Annotated in this window: 10 protein-coding genes and 1 tRNA gene; 1 reads left to right on the forward strand and 10 read right to left on the reverse strand. The window is 41.3% G+C overall.

Annotated elements, in window-relative coordinates:
* Positions 1-155: 155 nt before the first annotated feature.
* Complete coding sequence (locus C4F49_RS09635) at positions 156-326, reverse strand: hypothetical protein (RefSeq protein WP_196935649.1); 171 nt, start codon at positions 324-326, stop codon at positions 156-158.
* An 812-nt stretch (positions 327-1138) separates the two neighbouring features.
* Here C4F49_RS09635 and C4F49_RS09640 point away from each other — a divergent pair.
* Positions 1139-1213: transfer RNA gene (locus tag C4F49_RS09640), tRNA-Val, on the forward strand.
* A gap of 53 nt (positions 1214-1266) precedes the next feature.
* On the opposite strand, the gene C4F49_RS09645 is transcribed toward C4F49_RS09640, so the two are convergent.
* The 9 genes from C4F49_RS09645 to C4F49_RS09685 all read right to left on the reverse strand — a co-directional run bounded on the left by C4F49_RS09645 (position 1267) and on the right by C4F49_RS09685 (position 15183).
* Positions 1267-3255 (reverse strand): putative porin, encoded by a 1989-nt coding sequence (locus tag C4F49_RS09645; protein ID WP_196935650.1) that lies wholly within the window; start codon positions 3253-3255, stop codon positions 1267-1269.
* A 57-nt stretch (positions 3256-3312) separates the two neighbouring features.
* Positions 3313-4128, reverse strand: a complete 816-nt coding sequence (locus tag C4F49_RS09650) for a purine-nucleoside phosphorylase (protein ID WP_196935651.1) — start codon at positions 4126-4128, stop codon at positions 3313-3315.
* Positions 4129-4248: 120 nt separating this feature from the next.
* Positions 4249-5751, reverse strand: a complete 1503-nt coding sequence (locus tag C4F49_RS09655) for a sodium:solute symporter (RefSeq protein WP_196937242.1) — start codon at positions 5749-5751, stop codon at positions 4249-4251.
* 27 nt (positions 5752-5778) lie between these two features.
* On the reverse strand, positions 5779-6591 hold the full coding sequence (murQ, locus tag C4F49_RS09660) for an N-acetylmuramic acid 6-phosphate etherase (protein ID WP_196935652.1): 813 nt from the start codon (positions 6589-6591) through the stop codon (positions 5779-5781).
* 218 nt (positions 6592-6809) lie between these two features.
* The gene (locus C4F49_RS09665; protein ID WP_196935653.1) at positions 6810-8657 is read right to left on the reverse strand and encodes an outer membrane protein assembly factor BamB family protein; all 1848 of its coding nucleotides are present in this window, start codon (positions 8655-8657) and stop codon (positions 6810-6812) included.
* A 33-nt stretch (positions 8658-8690) separates the two neighbouring features.
* Entirely contained in the window at positions 8691-9686 is a 996-nt protein-coding gene (locus C4F49_RS09670; protein WP_196935654.1) for a phosphodiester glycosidase family protein, read from the reverse strand.
* Positions 9687-9689: 3 nt separating this feature from the next.
* Positions 9690-10499 (reverse strand): DUF4397 domain-containing protein, encoded by an 810-nt coding sequence (locus tag C4F49_RS09675; RefSeq protein WP_196935655.1) that lies wholly within the window; start codon positions 10497-10499, stop codon positions 9690-9692.
* A gap of 15 nt (positions 10500-10514) precedes the next feature.
* Entirely contained in the window at positions 10515-12095 is a 1581-nt protein-coding gene (locus tag C4F49_RS09680; protein WP_196935656.1) for a SusD/RagB family nutrient-binding outer membrane lipoprotein, read from the reverse strand.
* Between the two features lie 4 nt (positions 12096-12099).
* Entirely contained in the window at positions 12100-15183 is a 3084-nt protein-coding gene (locus C4F49_RS09685; protein ID WP_231388259.1) for a SusC/RagA family TonB-linked outer membrane protein, read from the reverse strand.
* Positions 15184-15528 lie beyond the last annotated feature (345 nt).

Here is a 15528-nt window from a genome sequence, read left to right on the forward strand (position 1 = left end):
TTTCTTAGGTTATCAAATCTCCTTTACAGCGAGCTTAGCGCCATGCGCATCCTGTACATTAATCCTCTATTTTCGCTAAGTTTTCTTTTTTGGCCGGTGGCCAATGCCGGATTCCGCTTGTCAAGGCGCAGAACGCAGAGCCTGCTGAGCATCAGCTATTGGACATGCTGTCCTTTGGTCGCTATGGATTTATTCTGCTCGAATTGGCTTAGCTCGCTTCTCGCGAAAGCGAATGAACCAAAAGCCAGATACCGAAGGCTGTAGTCGCTTCCGATTCTACAAGAAATAGCCTGCTTGCTCGTACTTGCAGGACTAAGCTTAAGCATCGAGCAAGCTAAATTCTCCAGGACAAAGTCCTGATACCTGATTGGCGCTAAGCTGTTCATTCAGATTGACCCAAAAACAAGTTGTTGGCGGGTAGGTTTATCGCTCGATGAGCAGGTTAGTGGTTTTGAAAATCACTGTTTATTGTATTATTCAGGCAGGTAATTATTTTTTCGGAACCACAATTTATTATGTTCGAGTCTATACAAACAGGTGGTTTCCGAACCTTATTTAGACCCGTTCCGAAACTTTCTGAGAGCTTTCCGAAACTTTTTCTCTGCCTTCCGAAACTTTCTGAGAGCCTTCAGAAACTTTTTCTTTGCTCTCCGAAACATTTTTCCTGCTCTCCGAAACATTTTTCCTGCCTTCCGAAACATTTTTTTTTGGACAAAACCCTCTCTATTGGCTTTAAAATGGGTTCGGTTAGCTTTGGGTAGATTTTGGCGGTGCTTGGAGCTAAGTTTCCCGTGCGGAAGCGGAGGAAGCAGGCCGAAAATAGTTGCGCGCGCGAAGGAAAAAGAGCAACCATCCGTAGGCATGATGTAGCCAACTGGAAGCGGAAAAACATCGCTAGGGGCAACTCGGAAAATTACACGGACATTTTCCTTGCTGTCGATGCTGTTGCTCAGCAGAGGCCTTCATCTTGCGCACCAACCGCGTTAGGGATAGCAGTGGAAATCCTTTTGTGAGGAACGAGCAAAAGATTGGAACGGATAGCCCGACCCTTTAGGGGAACGCCCAAATCATTTTTTCAAAAAATAGGATTCAGTGAATCAAAAATCGGCTGATTTTTTTATATTTGTGACATTCGAATGGAGGCTTAGCTCAGCTGGTTTAGAGCACTACCTCGACAAGGTAGGGGTCACTGGTTCGAACCCAGTAGTCTCCACAAAAAAAGCACTCTTCAGCGAGTGCTTTTGTCATTTATAAAGACGTTATTTTTTAATCGTAAAACTTCCAAGAGACTCCAAAGCGCGCATTCGCATTGTTCATCGGATACCGGCGAACACTGTAATAACCCTCTGGATAAATGCCCTGATTCAAGAAATTGTAGCTGATAAATAAGTTGACGCGACGGATGTTTGCGGTAAACCACACGTCGATAACCGGATAAGTGGAGAATTCAAGGCCCACATTGTCGTTGTAAAACTGCCCCGAATTGATGGAATACGAAGGCGTAACGAAAGGTGTATTGAACTTCACATCCATTCCCAATCTAAAATCCATCACTTTATACAGCATGTTTCCGTAATAGAAGCTATGCCAAGTGTATAATTCAGGCGTGGCAAGCACATCCGATTCATCGGTTTTTTGATACACGACTAGGTTGTCCAAGTGAAAATGGCGGAACTTAAACTTCTGTCCGACCGAGATTTTCAGCAGGTTCACGTTTCCGAGCTGAGCAGGTTCAATCTTTCTGCGCAATTGCTCATCGTCGTTTGGATTGTCGACCTCCTTAAAGTAAAGGTGATTGTTTATCAGGAAATATTCGGCTTTACCAGTGAAACCAATCTTATCGTTCGCATAGGCAAAGGACAGGTTTTGGGTTTTGGTTTTGCTGAACTCCCGGCTCCAGTTATCGTAGGTATATCCCATATGGTCGTAGGCCATTTCCGGCGATTTATTCTGCGAATAAGCGCCAAGGCTCACACGTCCGGCATTCTTGCTCAACAGGACATCGGCCTTTCCTTCATAGAGGTAATCTCCGAAATTTCGTCCAAGAATAATCTGGTTTACTTTGGCTTCAAAGTTAACGCGGTCCGAAAATTTATAGCCCAAATTTCCCTTGACCATGCTGTTCTGGTAAAACTCGCTCATCAAACTATCCTTAAACCAAATCAGGTCGTTCTGGAATCCCAAATCCAATTTCGCTTCGTTCTTGAACATGCTCTTGCCCCGCAAATGAAAACTATAGGTGAACTCGTTGGACACGGTCACGATGGACGTGGTGTCGTTGGTCAATTTCGAATCTCCATACGGGAAAGCACCAAATTCATCCTCTTCGTTTTTGAAGAACACAAACTTGCGCTGACGAATCGAGGAGTTGTGGGCAATGGAATTGGTCGGATGGATTTCCATTTCGGGCGTTCCCTTAAAAACGGTATCTACGCGCCCAATGAAATAGGACTGGCGCAGAAAAGCTGAGTTGTCTATCCATTTGGTATAGGGCCGGTCGGCATTTTGACCGTCCAGTCGTACCGGATTGGCAAAGGCAGGTTCGTCGTTGTTGTTCGGCTCGAAAATGCTATCGTTTCTGATGGAGCCATTTTCGGACGCCACCAAGGTATTGAATGTGATGTTCGCCAACATGTTGTAGCGCAAATTCGTCGACTCATACCAAGTAAAGACGCTCCCCTTTCTGTCGTTGTAATCTTGATTGGTGTAATAACCGTCTGTATTGGTCGCGTTGTATTCCGCGCCCATGTTCCAGTTTGGCTTGATGTTCTGGGCTAATTTGGCCTTAAAGACTTGGTCATTGAAGAAGAAACCGACGGCATAGAGTTCGGAATACCGGGCTCGCGCTCGGTAGTATTCGATGGAATCGCCGACCAATAGATACCGCTCCATGGCATGAAAACCTGGCTGGAAGCCAATGCTTTTATCGGGCGTGAACAATAAATCACGCGTTGCCAAACCATAGGAACCTAAGTTGATGCTTGGATTCCAAGGCAGGTTCTGCTTGTTGTAATATTGGAAATTATAGTGGGTCGTATCAATTTGATAGGTTTTGGTCGAATTCTTTAATGTTGCCAAATTCGTGTAACGCACATATTTAGCCGTAAACACAACGGAATCCTTTTTATTATCCTCTTTTGCCCTAGCTGAATCTAAAGCACTACTAAATTCTTCCTCTTCAATCTGTGCCCACGCCGTCTGCTGAAGACAAAAGACCAAGGCAACAAAAAGTACTATTCGCTTAAGACTATCCATGTATACTTACGCATCTACCCATAATATCCCACAAAAATAAAGTTTAAAAACGTATAATTATTGCAAGGCAATTAAATCTTTTAAAATAGCTGTTAATTTTGGCTCCGCCAATGAAGCCACTTCGACAATTTCTTTGAGCGAAACGGGCTGTAAGTCGGTATGAAAGCCTTCGTCTGTAATGACCGAAATCGCAAAAACAGGCAGTCCCATGTGGTTGGCGACGATGACTTCCGGAACGGTACTCATGCCCACAATATCTCCGCCGATTAGGCGCATATAGCGGTACTCGGCGCGGGTTTCTAAATTAGGCCCTGGAGCCGATACATAGACGACTTTATGTGCAGAAAATCCGTGGTTCCGAGCAATGTCCAGCCCTTGTGCAATCATTTCGGGGTCGTAGGGACGGCTCATGTCTGGGAAGCGAGGTCCGAAGCGTTCGTCATTGGCTCCGCGAAGCGGATTATCCGGAAGCAGATTGATGTGGTCATCAATAATTCCTAAATCGCCTTTTTTGATTTCAGGATTCAAGGAACCCGAAGCATTCGAGACAAATAGTTTTTTGATGCCCAGCAATTTCATGATGCGTACTGGAAATGTAATTTCCTGCATGTCGTATCCTTCATAATAATGGAGACGACCCTGCATGGCTACGACCTTCCGCCCATTGAGCAGACCAAATATTAACCTGCCGGAATGAAATTCTACTGTGGATATCGGGAAATTGGGGATATTGGCATACATCAATTGATGCTGAATTTCAATTTCATCGACGAGCTTTCCTAAACCCGTTCCAAGGATAATCCCAAATTCGGGAACAAAATCTCCTATGCGGTGATGAATAAAGCTAAGCGTTTCTTGAGTATCTGTATACATACGTTAAATTCAATTTTACCCAAACTTAACGTTATTTTCTTTTTGAATATTATTTATTTTTATTTGATTCAAAAGAATAGGCTATCGTTCATTTTTTAACTAACGATAGCCGTTAGAAGTTTAATACGCTTGTTCTGTCGGTAATCGTTCTGGATTGACTTGTTTGCCCGGAGAGGTAATCAACAGCATGATAAAAGTCAATAAACCATTATAAATAATCAATTCGAATCCGACGTTGTACGAGGTGTACGGTTGGACGACAAAATGATTCAATAAGTATATTAAGATTGGGGATGCCAGACAGATATAAGGCACTAGGTTGTCGTTGACTCTGTATTTGGTCAAAATTCCAAACGAGAACAAGCCTAGCAAAGGTCCGTAGGTATAACTTGCGGCCGTAAAGATTGCATTGACAACCGAATCGTCATTCAATACTCTAAACGCCAAAATCACAATCAAAATCAGGAATGAAAAAGCGAGGTGAACATAGTTTCTAACTCTCACCAATGCTGGGTCATTTGGATTTTCCTTCTTGTTGAAATTTAGGAAATCGACACAATAGGAGGTGGTCAAGGCCGTTAGCGCCGAATCCGTGGTCGCAAAAGTTGCGGCCGTCAGTCCCATCATAAAGATAATCCCCGGAAGGATGGTCAAGTAATTTAAAGCAATTTCAGGATACAAATAATCTGGCGTCAATAAAGCACTTACATCTATGTTATTTTTCGCGGCGTAAATGTATAACAAAGCACCCACCGATAAGAAGAATAAATTGATTACGATGAAAATCCCGGTGAAAGTCAGCATGTTTTTTTGCGCCTCACCGATGGTTTTCATACTTAGGTTTTTCTGCATTAAATCTTGGTCCAAACCTGTCATCGCAATAGTCACAAAAGCACCACCGATAATGTGTTTCCAGAAATGGTTTTTGCTTCCCAAGAAATCTTCCCAAACAAAAATGGTCGAATAACTGCTTTCCTTAACCGCTTCAAATGCTCCTAATACACTTAGGCCTAAACCGTCAGCCATAAAATAGATGGACAGCACCACTGCCAAGACTAAGAAAAACGTTTGCAGGGTATCCGTGATGATAATGGTTTTCAATCCGCCTTTATTCGTGTACAACCAAATCAGCACAAGGCAGATAATAATGGTCACTGCGAAAGGAACATTCCAAGCATCAAATATATACCGTTGCAATATTATCCCTACTAAATACAAACGGAAAGCCGAACCGATAGTTCTTGAAATCAAGAATATCATAGCTCCTGTTTTGTAGCTTTTGTGCCCTAAACGCTCTTCCAAATAGGTATAAATCGAAGTTAAATTCATTCGATAATAGAGCGGAAGAAGCACATACGCAATCACGATAAAGCCAATTGCATTTCCGATAACAAACTGGAAATAACTAAAGTTACTGACGCCCACTGCTCCGGGAACCGAAATGAACGTAACACCCGAAAGCGCCGTTCCAATCATTCCAAAAGCCACCATGTACCATTTGGCATTTCGGTTTGCAACAAAAAAAGTAGAATTATCGGCTGATTTTTTAGAAGTAAAATAAGCCACGCTCAAAAGCAAGGCAAAATATACGACCAAAAATGTCAATAATATGGCTGGAGACATCATGTTAATTTAGGTTTGTTTAATTGGTTAATGGGTTTCTTGATACGATTCTATTGCTTTGCGGACATTGCCAAATTTTTCTAACAAATCCGTCGCTGTTTCTTCATCAGCGCCCGTTTCGTCCATGACAATTCCTACGCCACGCAACACTAATTTATGGTTGGACAATTGCATATCCACCATTTTGTTTCCTTTCACACGCCCTAGCTGAATCATCACGGCCGTGCTCAGCATATTCAGGACAAGTTTTTGAGCCGTACCTGCTTTCATGCGTGTCGAACCTGTTACGAATTCAGGACCAACAATAACTTCTATCGGGAATTTTGCGATTTCTGCAATCGGAGAACCGCCATTGCAAACAATGCAACCCGTGTCCAAACCCATTTCATTTGCTTTCTTTAATCCACCAATAACATATGGGGTGGTTCCTGAAGCAGCGATGCCAATCACAATATCGTTCTTATTTACACCAAACTCGTCCAAATCTTTCCAAGCTTGGTCAACATCATCTTCTGCAAACTCAACCGCTTTACGAATTGCCGTATCACCTCCAGCGATAAGACCAATAATCCAATCAAATGGAACGCCAAACGTCGGCGGACATTCGGAAGCATCTAAAATCCCTAACCTGCCACTCGTACCAGCGCCTATATAAAAGATACGTCCTCCGGTTTTCATCCGCTCGACCGCCACATTCACTAATTTTTCAATCTGAGGGATTGACTTTTCGACTGCACGCGGAACAGATTGGTCTTCTGTATTTATGTTGGTCAACAATTCCGAAGTAGACATCTTGTCTAAATCTTGGTAATTTGACTCCTTCTCGGTAACTCTTATCATTTTATAATATTCAATATACACAAATTTGCACTTTTTTTTGGAATACCGCACAAAAACGCAAATAAAAATTCTTTAAAAATACGATTCTTATTTTAAGAATGTGTTAACTAATTTACTATCAGCCATACAATTCATCTGCTGCATGAATTTAATCTAAAAAAAACGAGTATTCATCATAATTTACACAAACCAATCTTTACGTTTAACGTATTTTCGGCTTACTTTATTTTCAATTTTGAAACTTTTCCGTCCATCGCTGAAACCACAATTGTCTTCCCATTAAAATATAAAGGGTTAATCAATCCGTTTGAAATTTTATATTGCCAAGCAACTTCTCCCGTTTTTGCATCCACAGCCGACAAGAGTCCGTTGTTGTTCGGAACTAAAACCAAGTTCTTATCCGCAGAGATTGCCGTTGGCGAAATTTCATAAGGAAGTTTTAGTGTAGACGTAAATGCAATTTCCATTGTATCCGCAGCCGTAGAAATGCCTAACAATTCGCCATCCATCGTCTTTACGTACACCAATGTTCCATCAGCAGATAGTCCCATCGATTCCCTGACCCGATAAGGGTCTTTCTTCTCGCGCCAGATTACTTTTCCGGTATTCGCATCAAGGCAAGTCATGAAGCGGTCAGGTGCAACAATAAAGATACGGTCATTGACTGCAACCGGATAACATGCCGCGGCCGAAAACATTCGATTGGCATGTCCATTATTCCATTCCCAGATTAGATTTCCATTGGTTTTGTCCAATGCATAAAATCCATTTTCCCAAGAACCGAATAACACTTTATCTTTATATAATGTGGGTTTTGTCGAAACAAATCCGTTGACTTTGTCAAATTGCCAAAGCACTTTTCCGGAATGGACATCAATGGCCCGAAATATTCCATCGGAACTACCAATGTATGCAATATCCTTTTCAATGCTAGGCGAACCAAGCACGGCTTTATCGGTTTTTACTTTCCAGAGCTCTTTTCCGGTTTTCGCATGAATCCCATAGATATATCCATCGGAAGAACCTACGACAACCGTATTTTTACCTACCGCCGGAGTCGAATAGATTTTTCCTCCGGTTAAGAATTTCCAGACTTGATTTCCTGTTTTGGCATTCAAAGCATATACTTCACCAACTGTATTGCTCGTAAAAAACAAGTTGCTTTCAGAACTAATACCCGCAATCAAATCGCTGTTATCTTGAAAAGTCCATTCGATGTTAGCATGCTTTAGAAAGTTCTCATTCACCGCATAGCTTGGCCGAGGATATTTTGCTGTGTCATTCGAAAAATAATGATTTTTCAAGGCAACAGTAAGCCAAGGCCCTTGCATCTCTTGCCGTGGTTTCCGCACTCGAAAGCTCGCTGAAGTTCCATCGATAGTAATGATGTTATAACCGCCGACTTCTTCTTTAGCCCTTAAATTAGAGCGGTTCATGACTCCGGGGATTCCTTCCCAATCATATAATCTATTGGAATGCCCATGTCCGCATAAAGACAGTTGAATGTTCCGGGTTTTCAATTTCGCTATGGCGTCGTACCAATTGTTCAATGAAGAATCCAGCGGATAATGGTTGATAAAAATAACTGGGGTTTCTACATTCGGATTTGCTGCAAAAACAGAATCCATCCAGACTAAGTGCTCTCTAGGAATCTGCCCTGGCCCCATTCTTAAATTTGGCCCCGAAGCATTTCCTAAAAACAGATAGCCTTTGTGGGCAAAGGAAAAAGTTTCGGCTCCAAACGTCTTTTTGAATGTATTCGCTCCGCTCTCCGACCAATTGCTGTCGTGATTTCCTGGAATGACGTGCAGCGGTAATCTTAGGCTATCTAAAATCTGCTTGGCCAAGCGCAATTCCTCATCCGACCCGAATTCGGTCACGTCGCCAGAAAGAATAACAAAATCAATATCATTCTGCTTATTCAAATCTGCGACAGTCCTTCGCAAGTCATCAGCGCCTGTGGATCCGCCAACATGTGTATCCGTTACCAGCGCAAACTTAAATGTTTGCGCCGATAGCGAATACGAAAAGATAACTATAAATAGTATGGAGAATAAATTTTTCAACAGCTTGTTATTTTTTTTTAAAGTTACTTTAAATTATTTCACTAAAAAACCAATGCCTGTCGCCGTAGCCAAACCAGTAGGCGTGGTCGGGAAGTTTTTAACTTCCCAAGTTATCGGACGGAGATTCGATTGATGTCTTACCACCAAAGCGGAAGTTTGTCCTGCATTTAACTGAAAAGCGTCCACAGCACCGATTGCTTTCATCACATCTCGAACATCATTTAATTTTAATCCTACGGAGAATTTCGGATTGTCGCCATCGACCACAATCGAGAATAATTTTGTTGGACTTAAGCCAATTGCTGTACGAGCCGATAAAGCAACAGCGGCATTCTCAACGCTAGTTCCCCGATACAATAACCAGTTTGAGCCAGAGACCAAATGCGAAATATCATTTAAGTCATACGGATCTAAAGGTACCGTTGCATCTACCCGATTACCGATAAACATGGTGCCATCTTTTTTTACCGCAAAAAATGGACGCGTATTAACTGTCGCGGTCGTTGTGGTGACCTTAATTTGCCGTCCGTAACGGATGTAAGAACCTGTGGGAATCCCAGTTGTAAATGAATCACCGTTAATCGCCGCAATAATTCTTAGTGGCGGACTGATTTCGTTATCTTTCGCCATATCCGCTAAAAATTGAGTCGAATACAATACATCATTGAACGGACTCATCGCGATGCTACTCACTTGCGATTGCGCTCGGTCGATCTCTAAAATGGTCATGCTTATTTGCTGATCCAGTGCATTCAAAAAACGCATATGCGTATATTGAACACCGGCCGCAATTTCGGTCGTTGAATCAATCTGAAATTTAGCGATTAAGCTCGTTTGGTCAATTATTTTTTGGGTAATCTCACTGATTGTATTATCTGGTGGAATTACATCGACCACCTCCTCAACGACCTCTTTGTCGTCAAAATTTGGGTAATCATCCCTGCGGCTACAGCTTGATGCAATCAGCATCGTGCCTATCGAAAGCAACATAAACTTTCTCATTGTAAAATTGATAGTTTCTCTTTTCATAATTTATCGAACTAAGAAGAAGGATACATATGGTCTCATAATCGCACTTGTTTGGCCTTGATAACCCAAAGCGTAGGCCGTATATGAGCGACTATTTAAGGTTGAATTCACATTGGCGTAATAAGCCAGCACAGTTGCATTGGTAACTTCGGCGCCACTAGGTCTGATTTTCCAAGTTCTGGTTGCCGTTCTATGCAATGTAAAATACTCTGAAATCTCTCCAAACTTGATGTCTTTAGCCACCAATGAATCCTGACTTGCATTCTGCCCCGCAGCCGTATTGTTGAAAAAACCATAATACAAATCTATGGAAGGAACATTTGGCATTAAATTCACAAAACGGTAGGTTGCAAACGAAGAATCAGGCCTGCTTAAATCTTCATCCGTCACGATTGTCTTTGTAAATTGAGCCGTATCGGTAATATGCAATGTATACCGCTTGCCGCCCTGCAGATTGACCATCGTTTCATTGAGCACGATCGAATCCATTCCATTGTCTATTTTATGAGGCAGGCAGACTTTCACGTTGACATTGCCGCCGGCAACTTTCAGGAAATCAGGTCTTGAATCACCGCGGGTATTGTAACCTCCGCCCGGATACGGTTCTCTTGCCCGAATTAAAGGCGTAACTCTTCTGTCATTAAACTTTACATACATGTAGCGGTCATCGCCATAGACCGACGCCATATTTATTTTTACAATAACATCGTTATCTGTCATGAATTGTAAATCTCCAAAATCCTGAACGGATTCTTTGCAAGACATAAAAGACAGCAGACCAACGAAAATCAAAAATTTCTTATATACTTTCATAATCATCTTCTTTAATTAATTATCAGATAGAACAAACCATACAGGTTTAGTCACATAATCTGGTTCTAAACCGCCCCATTTTTCCAGCTCCGCTGAATTCCAGATAAATTCAGAATTGTATCGCGGACGAACACGGTAACTGTATTTTTGGTATTCTAGCTGAGAAGCCTGTAATTGGACAAATTGCCTGAATACCAATGGGTCGTAATTGTATTTCCGAATGTCGCTCCATTGCTCTAATGCGCCATAGCCCCATTGAACGATGTATTTTTGTCCCATAATATCAGCCAGCGTTAGATCAGCAGCAGTCTGAGGAATTTCATCACTACTTAGGTAAGCTGTAACATCTGCTTGAGTAATCGCTGTTTCGCCACTATTCCCTGCCTGTGCATATTTGTTGACAAAGTCCATATGTCCTGCGATAGCGCGGATGTAGGCCTCATACGCGGTGGCTTTATCATCTTTAATAAATGCCGCCTCTGCCTTAATCAGTTGCAATTGTGCATATGTCATTATTGGGAAATCCTGCGCTTTCTTGAAAATATATTTTCCAGGATATTCATTGTTTACATTAATGACTCCCAAAATGTTAGGAACTGTGGTATTTGAAACAAGCGGTGTGCCGGCAACATATATACTATCAAGCGGTCTAAAATTAAGCATCCGGCTTAGGCGAGGATCAATGGACTCTTTGCTGTCTTCAATCGGATCTCCACGCAAGCCTCCTGTCAAATAACGCAAGACAGGCAATCCCGCACGGTTGTAATACACCGATGTGTAGAAACCGAATTCAGCACTGACTACATTTGAATTGCTAGAATTCGTTCCCGCAAATTTTACGCCCGCATCATCTGCGGTTGACGCAAAGGACAAATCCACATATTTAATAATTGAATCTGCATAATTTGTTTTATATGCGGCTTTATTGACTAAACGTCCATACTGCATCGCTTTTAAACCATAGATAAATTTCCTCCAGCGGTCTTTATTTCCCCGGTACAAATTATCCCCTTTTACAGAATTAAGATTGGCAGAATAATTTAACGGGCTTTCTTTTGCCAAATAAAATAAGGATGAATCACACCATTCCCTGACTTTGGCATATACCTCGTCTTGTTCTTGGTAAGTGAACTTTAATAGATCTTGATTCAATGCGTCGTCTAAGATCACAGGCCCATGATAATCGGTAAGCATCTGGTATCCCCAAGCTTTTATGGCGTAGCCAATTGCAGCATACTCATACTTCTCATTTTTGATTCCATCTTCAATCATCAACCGTAAATTATGTCCATGATCATAATAAACCATGCGCCACATCACGCCTCCTACATCACTTTCGACAGGATAGCCATGACGTTCCCAGATAAAACTTGACAAATCAGTCGAGGCTCCGAGAAGATTTTGGGTAAACTTATTCATCATCCGAGAATCCTGCATATAGCCATTTGCCATTTGATAAATAATCGGGGCAATCAATAATTCCGCTTTTACATCCTGCGGATAGGAAGGATTTGTATTTATATCCAGGTATTTTTTACAACTTGAAAATAGGCTTGCAATACAGAAAGCACTAATCCACAAATATTTCGTTTTCATAATTCTATAAATTTAAACTCAAACCAAAATTAAAACCGCGAGGTTTGCCCATGTTACCGAAGTCAATACCGTAACCTCCAATACCTCCAACACCCGGAGTGTTAATGTTACTTTCAGGATCTAATCCTGTGTAATTAGTAAACATCAGCAAGTCAGTTACCGTCATGAAAACGCTCATTGAAGTTTTTTCACCCAAACGGCGCATTACTGATTTTGGAAGCTGGTAACGTAAAGAAATATCGCGCAAGCGCAAAGTCCAAATGTCTTTCTCTACGAATTGTTGAGGTTCGAAGTTTGTTGTATAATAAGTCGAGCTATAGTATGGAGTTACGGCAATGCTGTTTTCTGTAGGCGTAGCCGAATTTTCTAAGCCATCTTTTAAAACTCCCGTAATAACCCTTGGCTCTTCTCGGTTTAATGATTTTTTAGAAAGACCATAGATAAACATGCGATAATCTAATCCATTAACCACATCTCCGCCAACACGCAAATCCCATAGGAAATTCAGGTCAAAAGCTTTGTAAGTAAATTTATTGATGGTTCCCAATGTAAACTTTGGCATCCGGTCACCGATAGGGTAATAACGTCCGTTACCTGCAATCGGAAGTCCTGTCGATGGATTGATTAGCACATCTCCATTATCATTTCGTTCAAAGCGAGTACCGCTGACAGCACCGATACTGTATCCCGGATGTACCGCAGTACGGATTCCGGCTAAAACCCAAGTATCCGATTCATACAACTCTGGCAATTCTTCTGCTAAGGATAAAACTCTTCCTTTATTTGCTGTAAAATTAAAGATCAGGTCCCAAGCAAAATCTTTGTAAATAATCGGCTTAATTCTCGATTGGATTTCAATCCCTTGATTTTTAACCTCTCCTCCATTGATCATTTTCAGGATAAAACCTGTTCCATAACTTAAGCGAGGCAAGATAATTTGATCCTTGCTCAAACGTGAATAATAGGTAAAATCAAACGCTAAGCGTTTTTTCAATAACGAAAATTCAACCCCTGCTTCGAAATCTTCGGTCATTTCCACTTGAAGATCATCATTTCCTCCGTTGACTCCATAAGCATATCCTCCACCGGTAGAGAATTTGGATTCCATCGAGGACCGAGTGAAATACGTCATAAATGGCGCTTTACCCGTTAAAGAAGCCGAACTCCTTAACTTTCCATCTTCTAACCAAGGAACATTATTCTTGAAAAATTGCATATCTGTAAAATTGAAGGCAATAGAGGCTGAAGGGTAAGCAAAAAATGGATTATTTGGCATCAAGCGAGATGCGCCATCCATGCGACCCGATAAAGTCAAATACACTAATTCTTGATATCCCCAAACCGTTTGCCCAAAGAAACCAATGGTTCGGTAATGATTTTGAATACTGCGCGCATTCCGAGTATCAGGAAAAGTATTATTGATGTTGTAAAAATCTGGATCGAAGAAATCTTCTCCATATTGAGAATTTGTAACAAAATTAAAATCATTGAAATTTGATCCTAAAACTGCCAACAAATTAAAATTCTTTCCAAGATTTGTACGAGCACGTGCAGCGAAATTACCGCTCAACGTTCTAGACGAGCGATCATAGGTGCTAATCGTTCCACCTCTTGGTGTTGCTGAGGAACCCGAACCAGAATAAGATTGTGCATGATAAACACTTTCTCCATGTGTTAAGGAATAATCTAATCCGAATGTTCCATTAAAGGTTAACCATTTTGTAGCTCTATACGTTGCATTCGTTGTTGCTAAAACACGGTTGACCTCATCAAATGCAATATTTCTATAGACATCCCAAAATGGATTATCCAATTCATTGTAAATCGTGCCCGAATGCAATACACGATTTCCCTTTTCATCGATCCAATCCTTGATATCATACAAAGGATTAAAGCGCATTAAAGTCATCAAGTAACCTGTAAGACCTCTCCTCGCCTTGTCATTGTCTGAATAAATGTAACTAAAGGATGTATTGAAATCCAACTTATCGCTTAATTTTACTGTGCTATTCAGCCTAGACGACATTCTTTTGTACATGCTGTTGGGCACAATCCCTGCATTTTCATTGTATTCATTCGACCATCGATAAGAAACGCGGTCATTTCCTCCTGATATGGATAAGTTGTGTTTGTGATTATAGCCTGTCGTGAAAAAATCATCAACGTTATTCGTATATAGCTTCACATTGTCTGGATAAATCGGTCCCAAGGAGTTGGCTGATGCACCGTCATAATTTCCGTTAACCCCCTGTGCATATTTATACTGTCGTTCCGGAAAACGATTCACTGTTTCAATACGTGTTGAATAATTGTAGTTGACCGCAAATGCTCCAGCTTTTGCTTTTTTGGTGACAATCAAAATAGCTCCACCAGCACCTTGGCTACCATACATCGCAGTAGCTTCGGGACCTTTCATAATTGTGTAGGATTCAATATCCTCCGGATTGATATCCATTCCCCTATTTGAATAATCTAAATCCCGATTCGCACCATTTATGGCTAGGTCTTTTTCGTTTAGCGTAGAGTTGTCAATTGGAACTCCATCGACGACAATCAATGCACTGTTGTCTCCTGAAATCGAACTGAAACCGCGAAGAACAATCTGTGCCGAAGCTCCAGGCATACCGCTACTGGAGTTAATAGACAATCCCGGAACCCGCCCTTGAAGGCCTTGGAAAAAGGCTTCCCGCTGTGTTTCTGAAACATCATCCCCGTCAACTTTCGGCGTAGAATAGCCTAATGACTTTCGATCGCGTTCCACGCCAAAAGCGGTGACTACGACTTCATCAATCGCATCCCCTCTTTGTTCCAAAAAGACTTCGATGGGTTTACCATCGACTTTTAAGGTGATGGTTGTCATTCCTACGCTAGAAAAAGAGAGTGTTTCGCCAACGTTCGCAGAGATAGTAAATACCCCATGCGCAGCAGAAGACGTTGCAGCCCGTGTTTCTACGTTCCGAATTGTGGCGCCAATCAATGGCGAACCATCGGCGCTCGACTTGACAACTCCAGTTATTCTGGTTTGTGCATGAGAATGCATTAATCCCACTAAAAACAAGAGAATCAAGAAAAATAAATTTCTGATCATGATTAATATTGATTTGGTTAATAAGTATAAGTTGGGGCTCGTTTGTAGATAAAACTCGCTTTGGCTTAGGTATTTGATTATAAATATAAATACATAATCTTATATAAAAAAATAAATATTGCACAATCATGCAAAAAGAATCACAATCGTATATAAAAATCAAGATTTAACCGCAAAATTTAATAAGAGTTGCGAGAAATAGCGGCCGAAAAGTAAAGATCCATCAGTTTATCTGAACGGCAAGACCTGATTGTTAGCGGTAAAACATACTTAGAGCTAACTTTAAACCAGTAATCCCGAATTCTGTAAACTTCAAGGAATTTAGCATAAAACATGCAACAAGGA

The sequence above is a fragment of the Sphingobacterium hungaricum genome, from assembly GCF_015210005.1.
Lineage (GTDB): Bacteria > Bacteroidota > Bacteroidia > Sphingobacteriales > Sphingobacteriaceae > Sphingobacterium > Sphingobacterium hungaricum.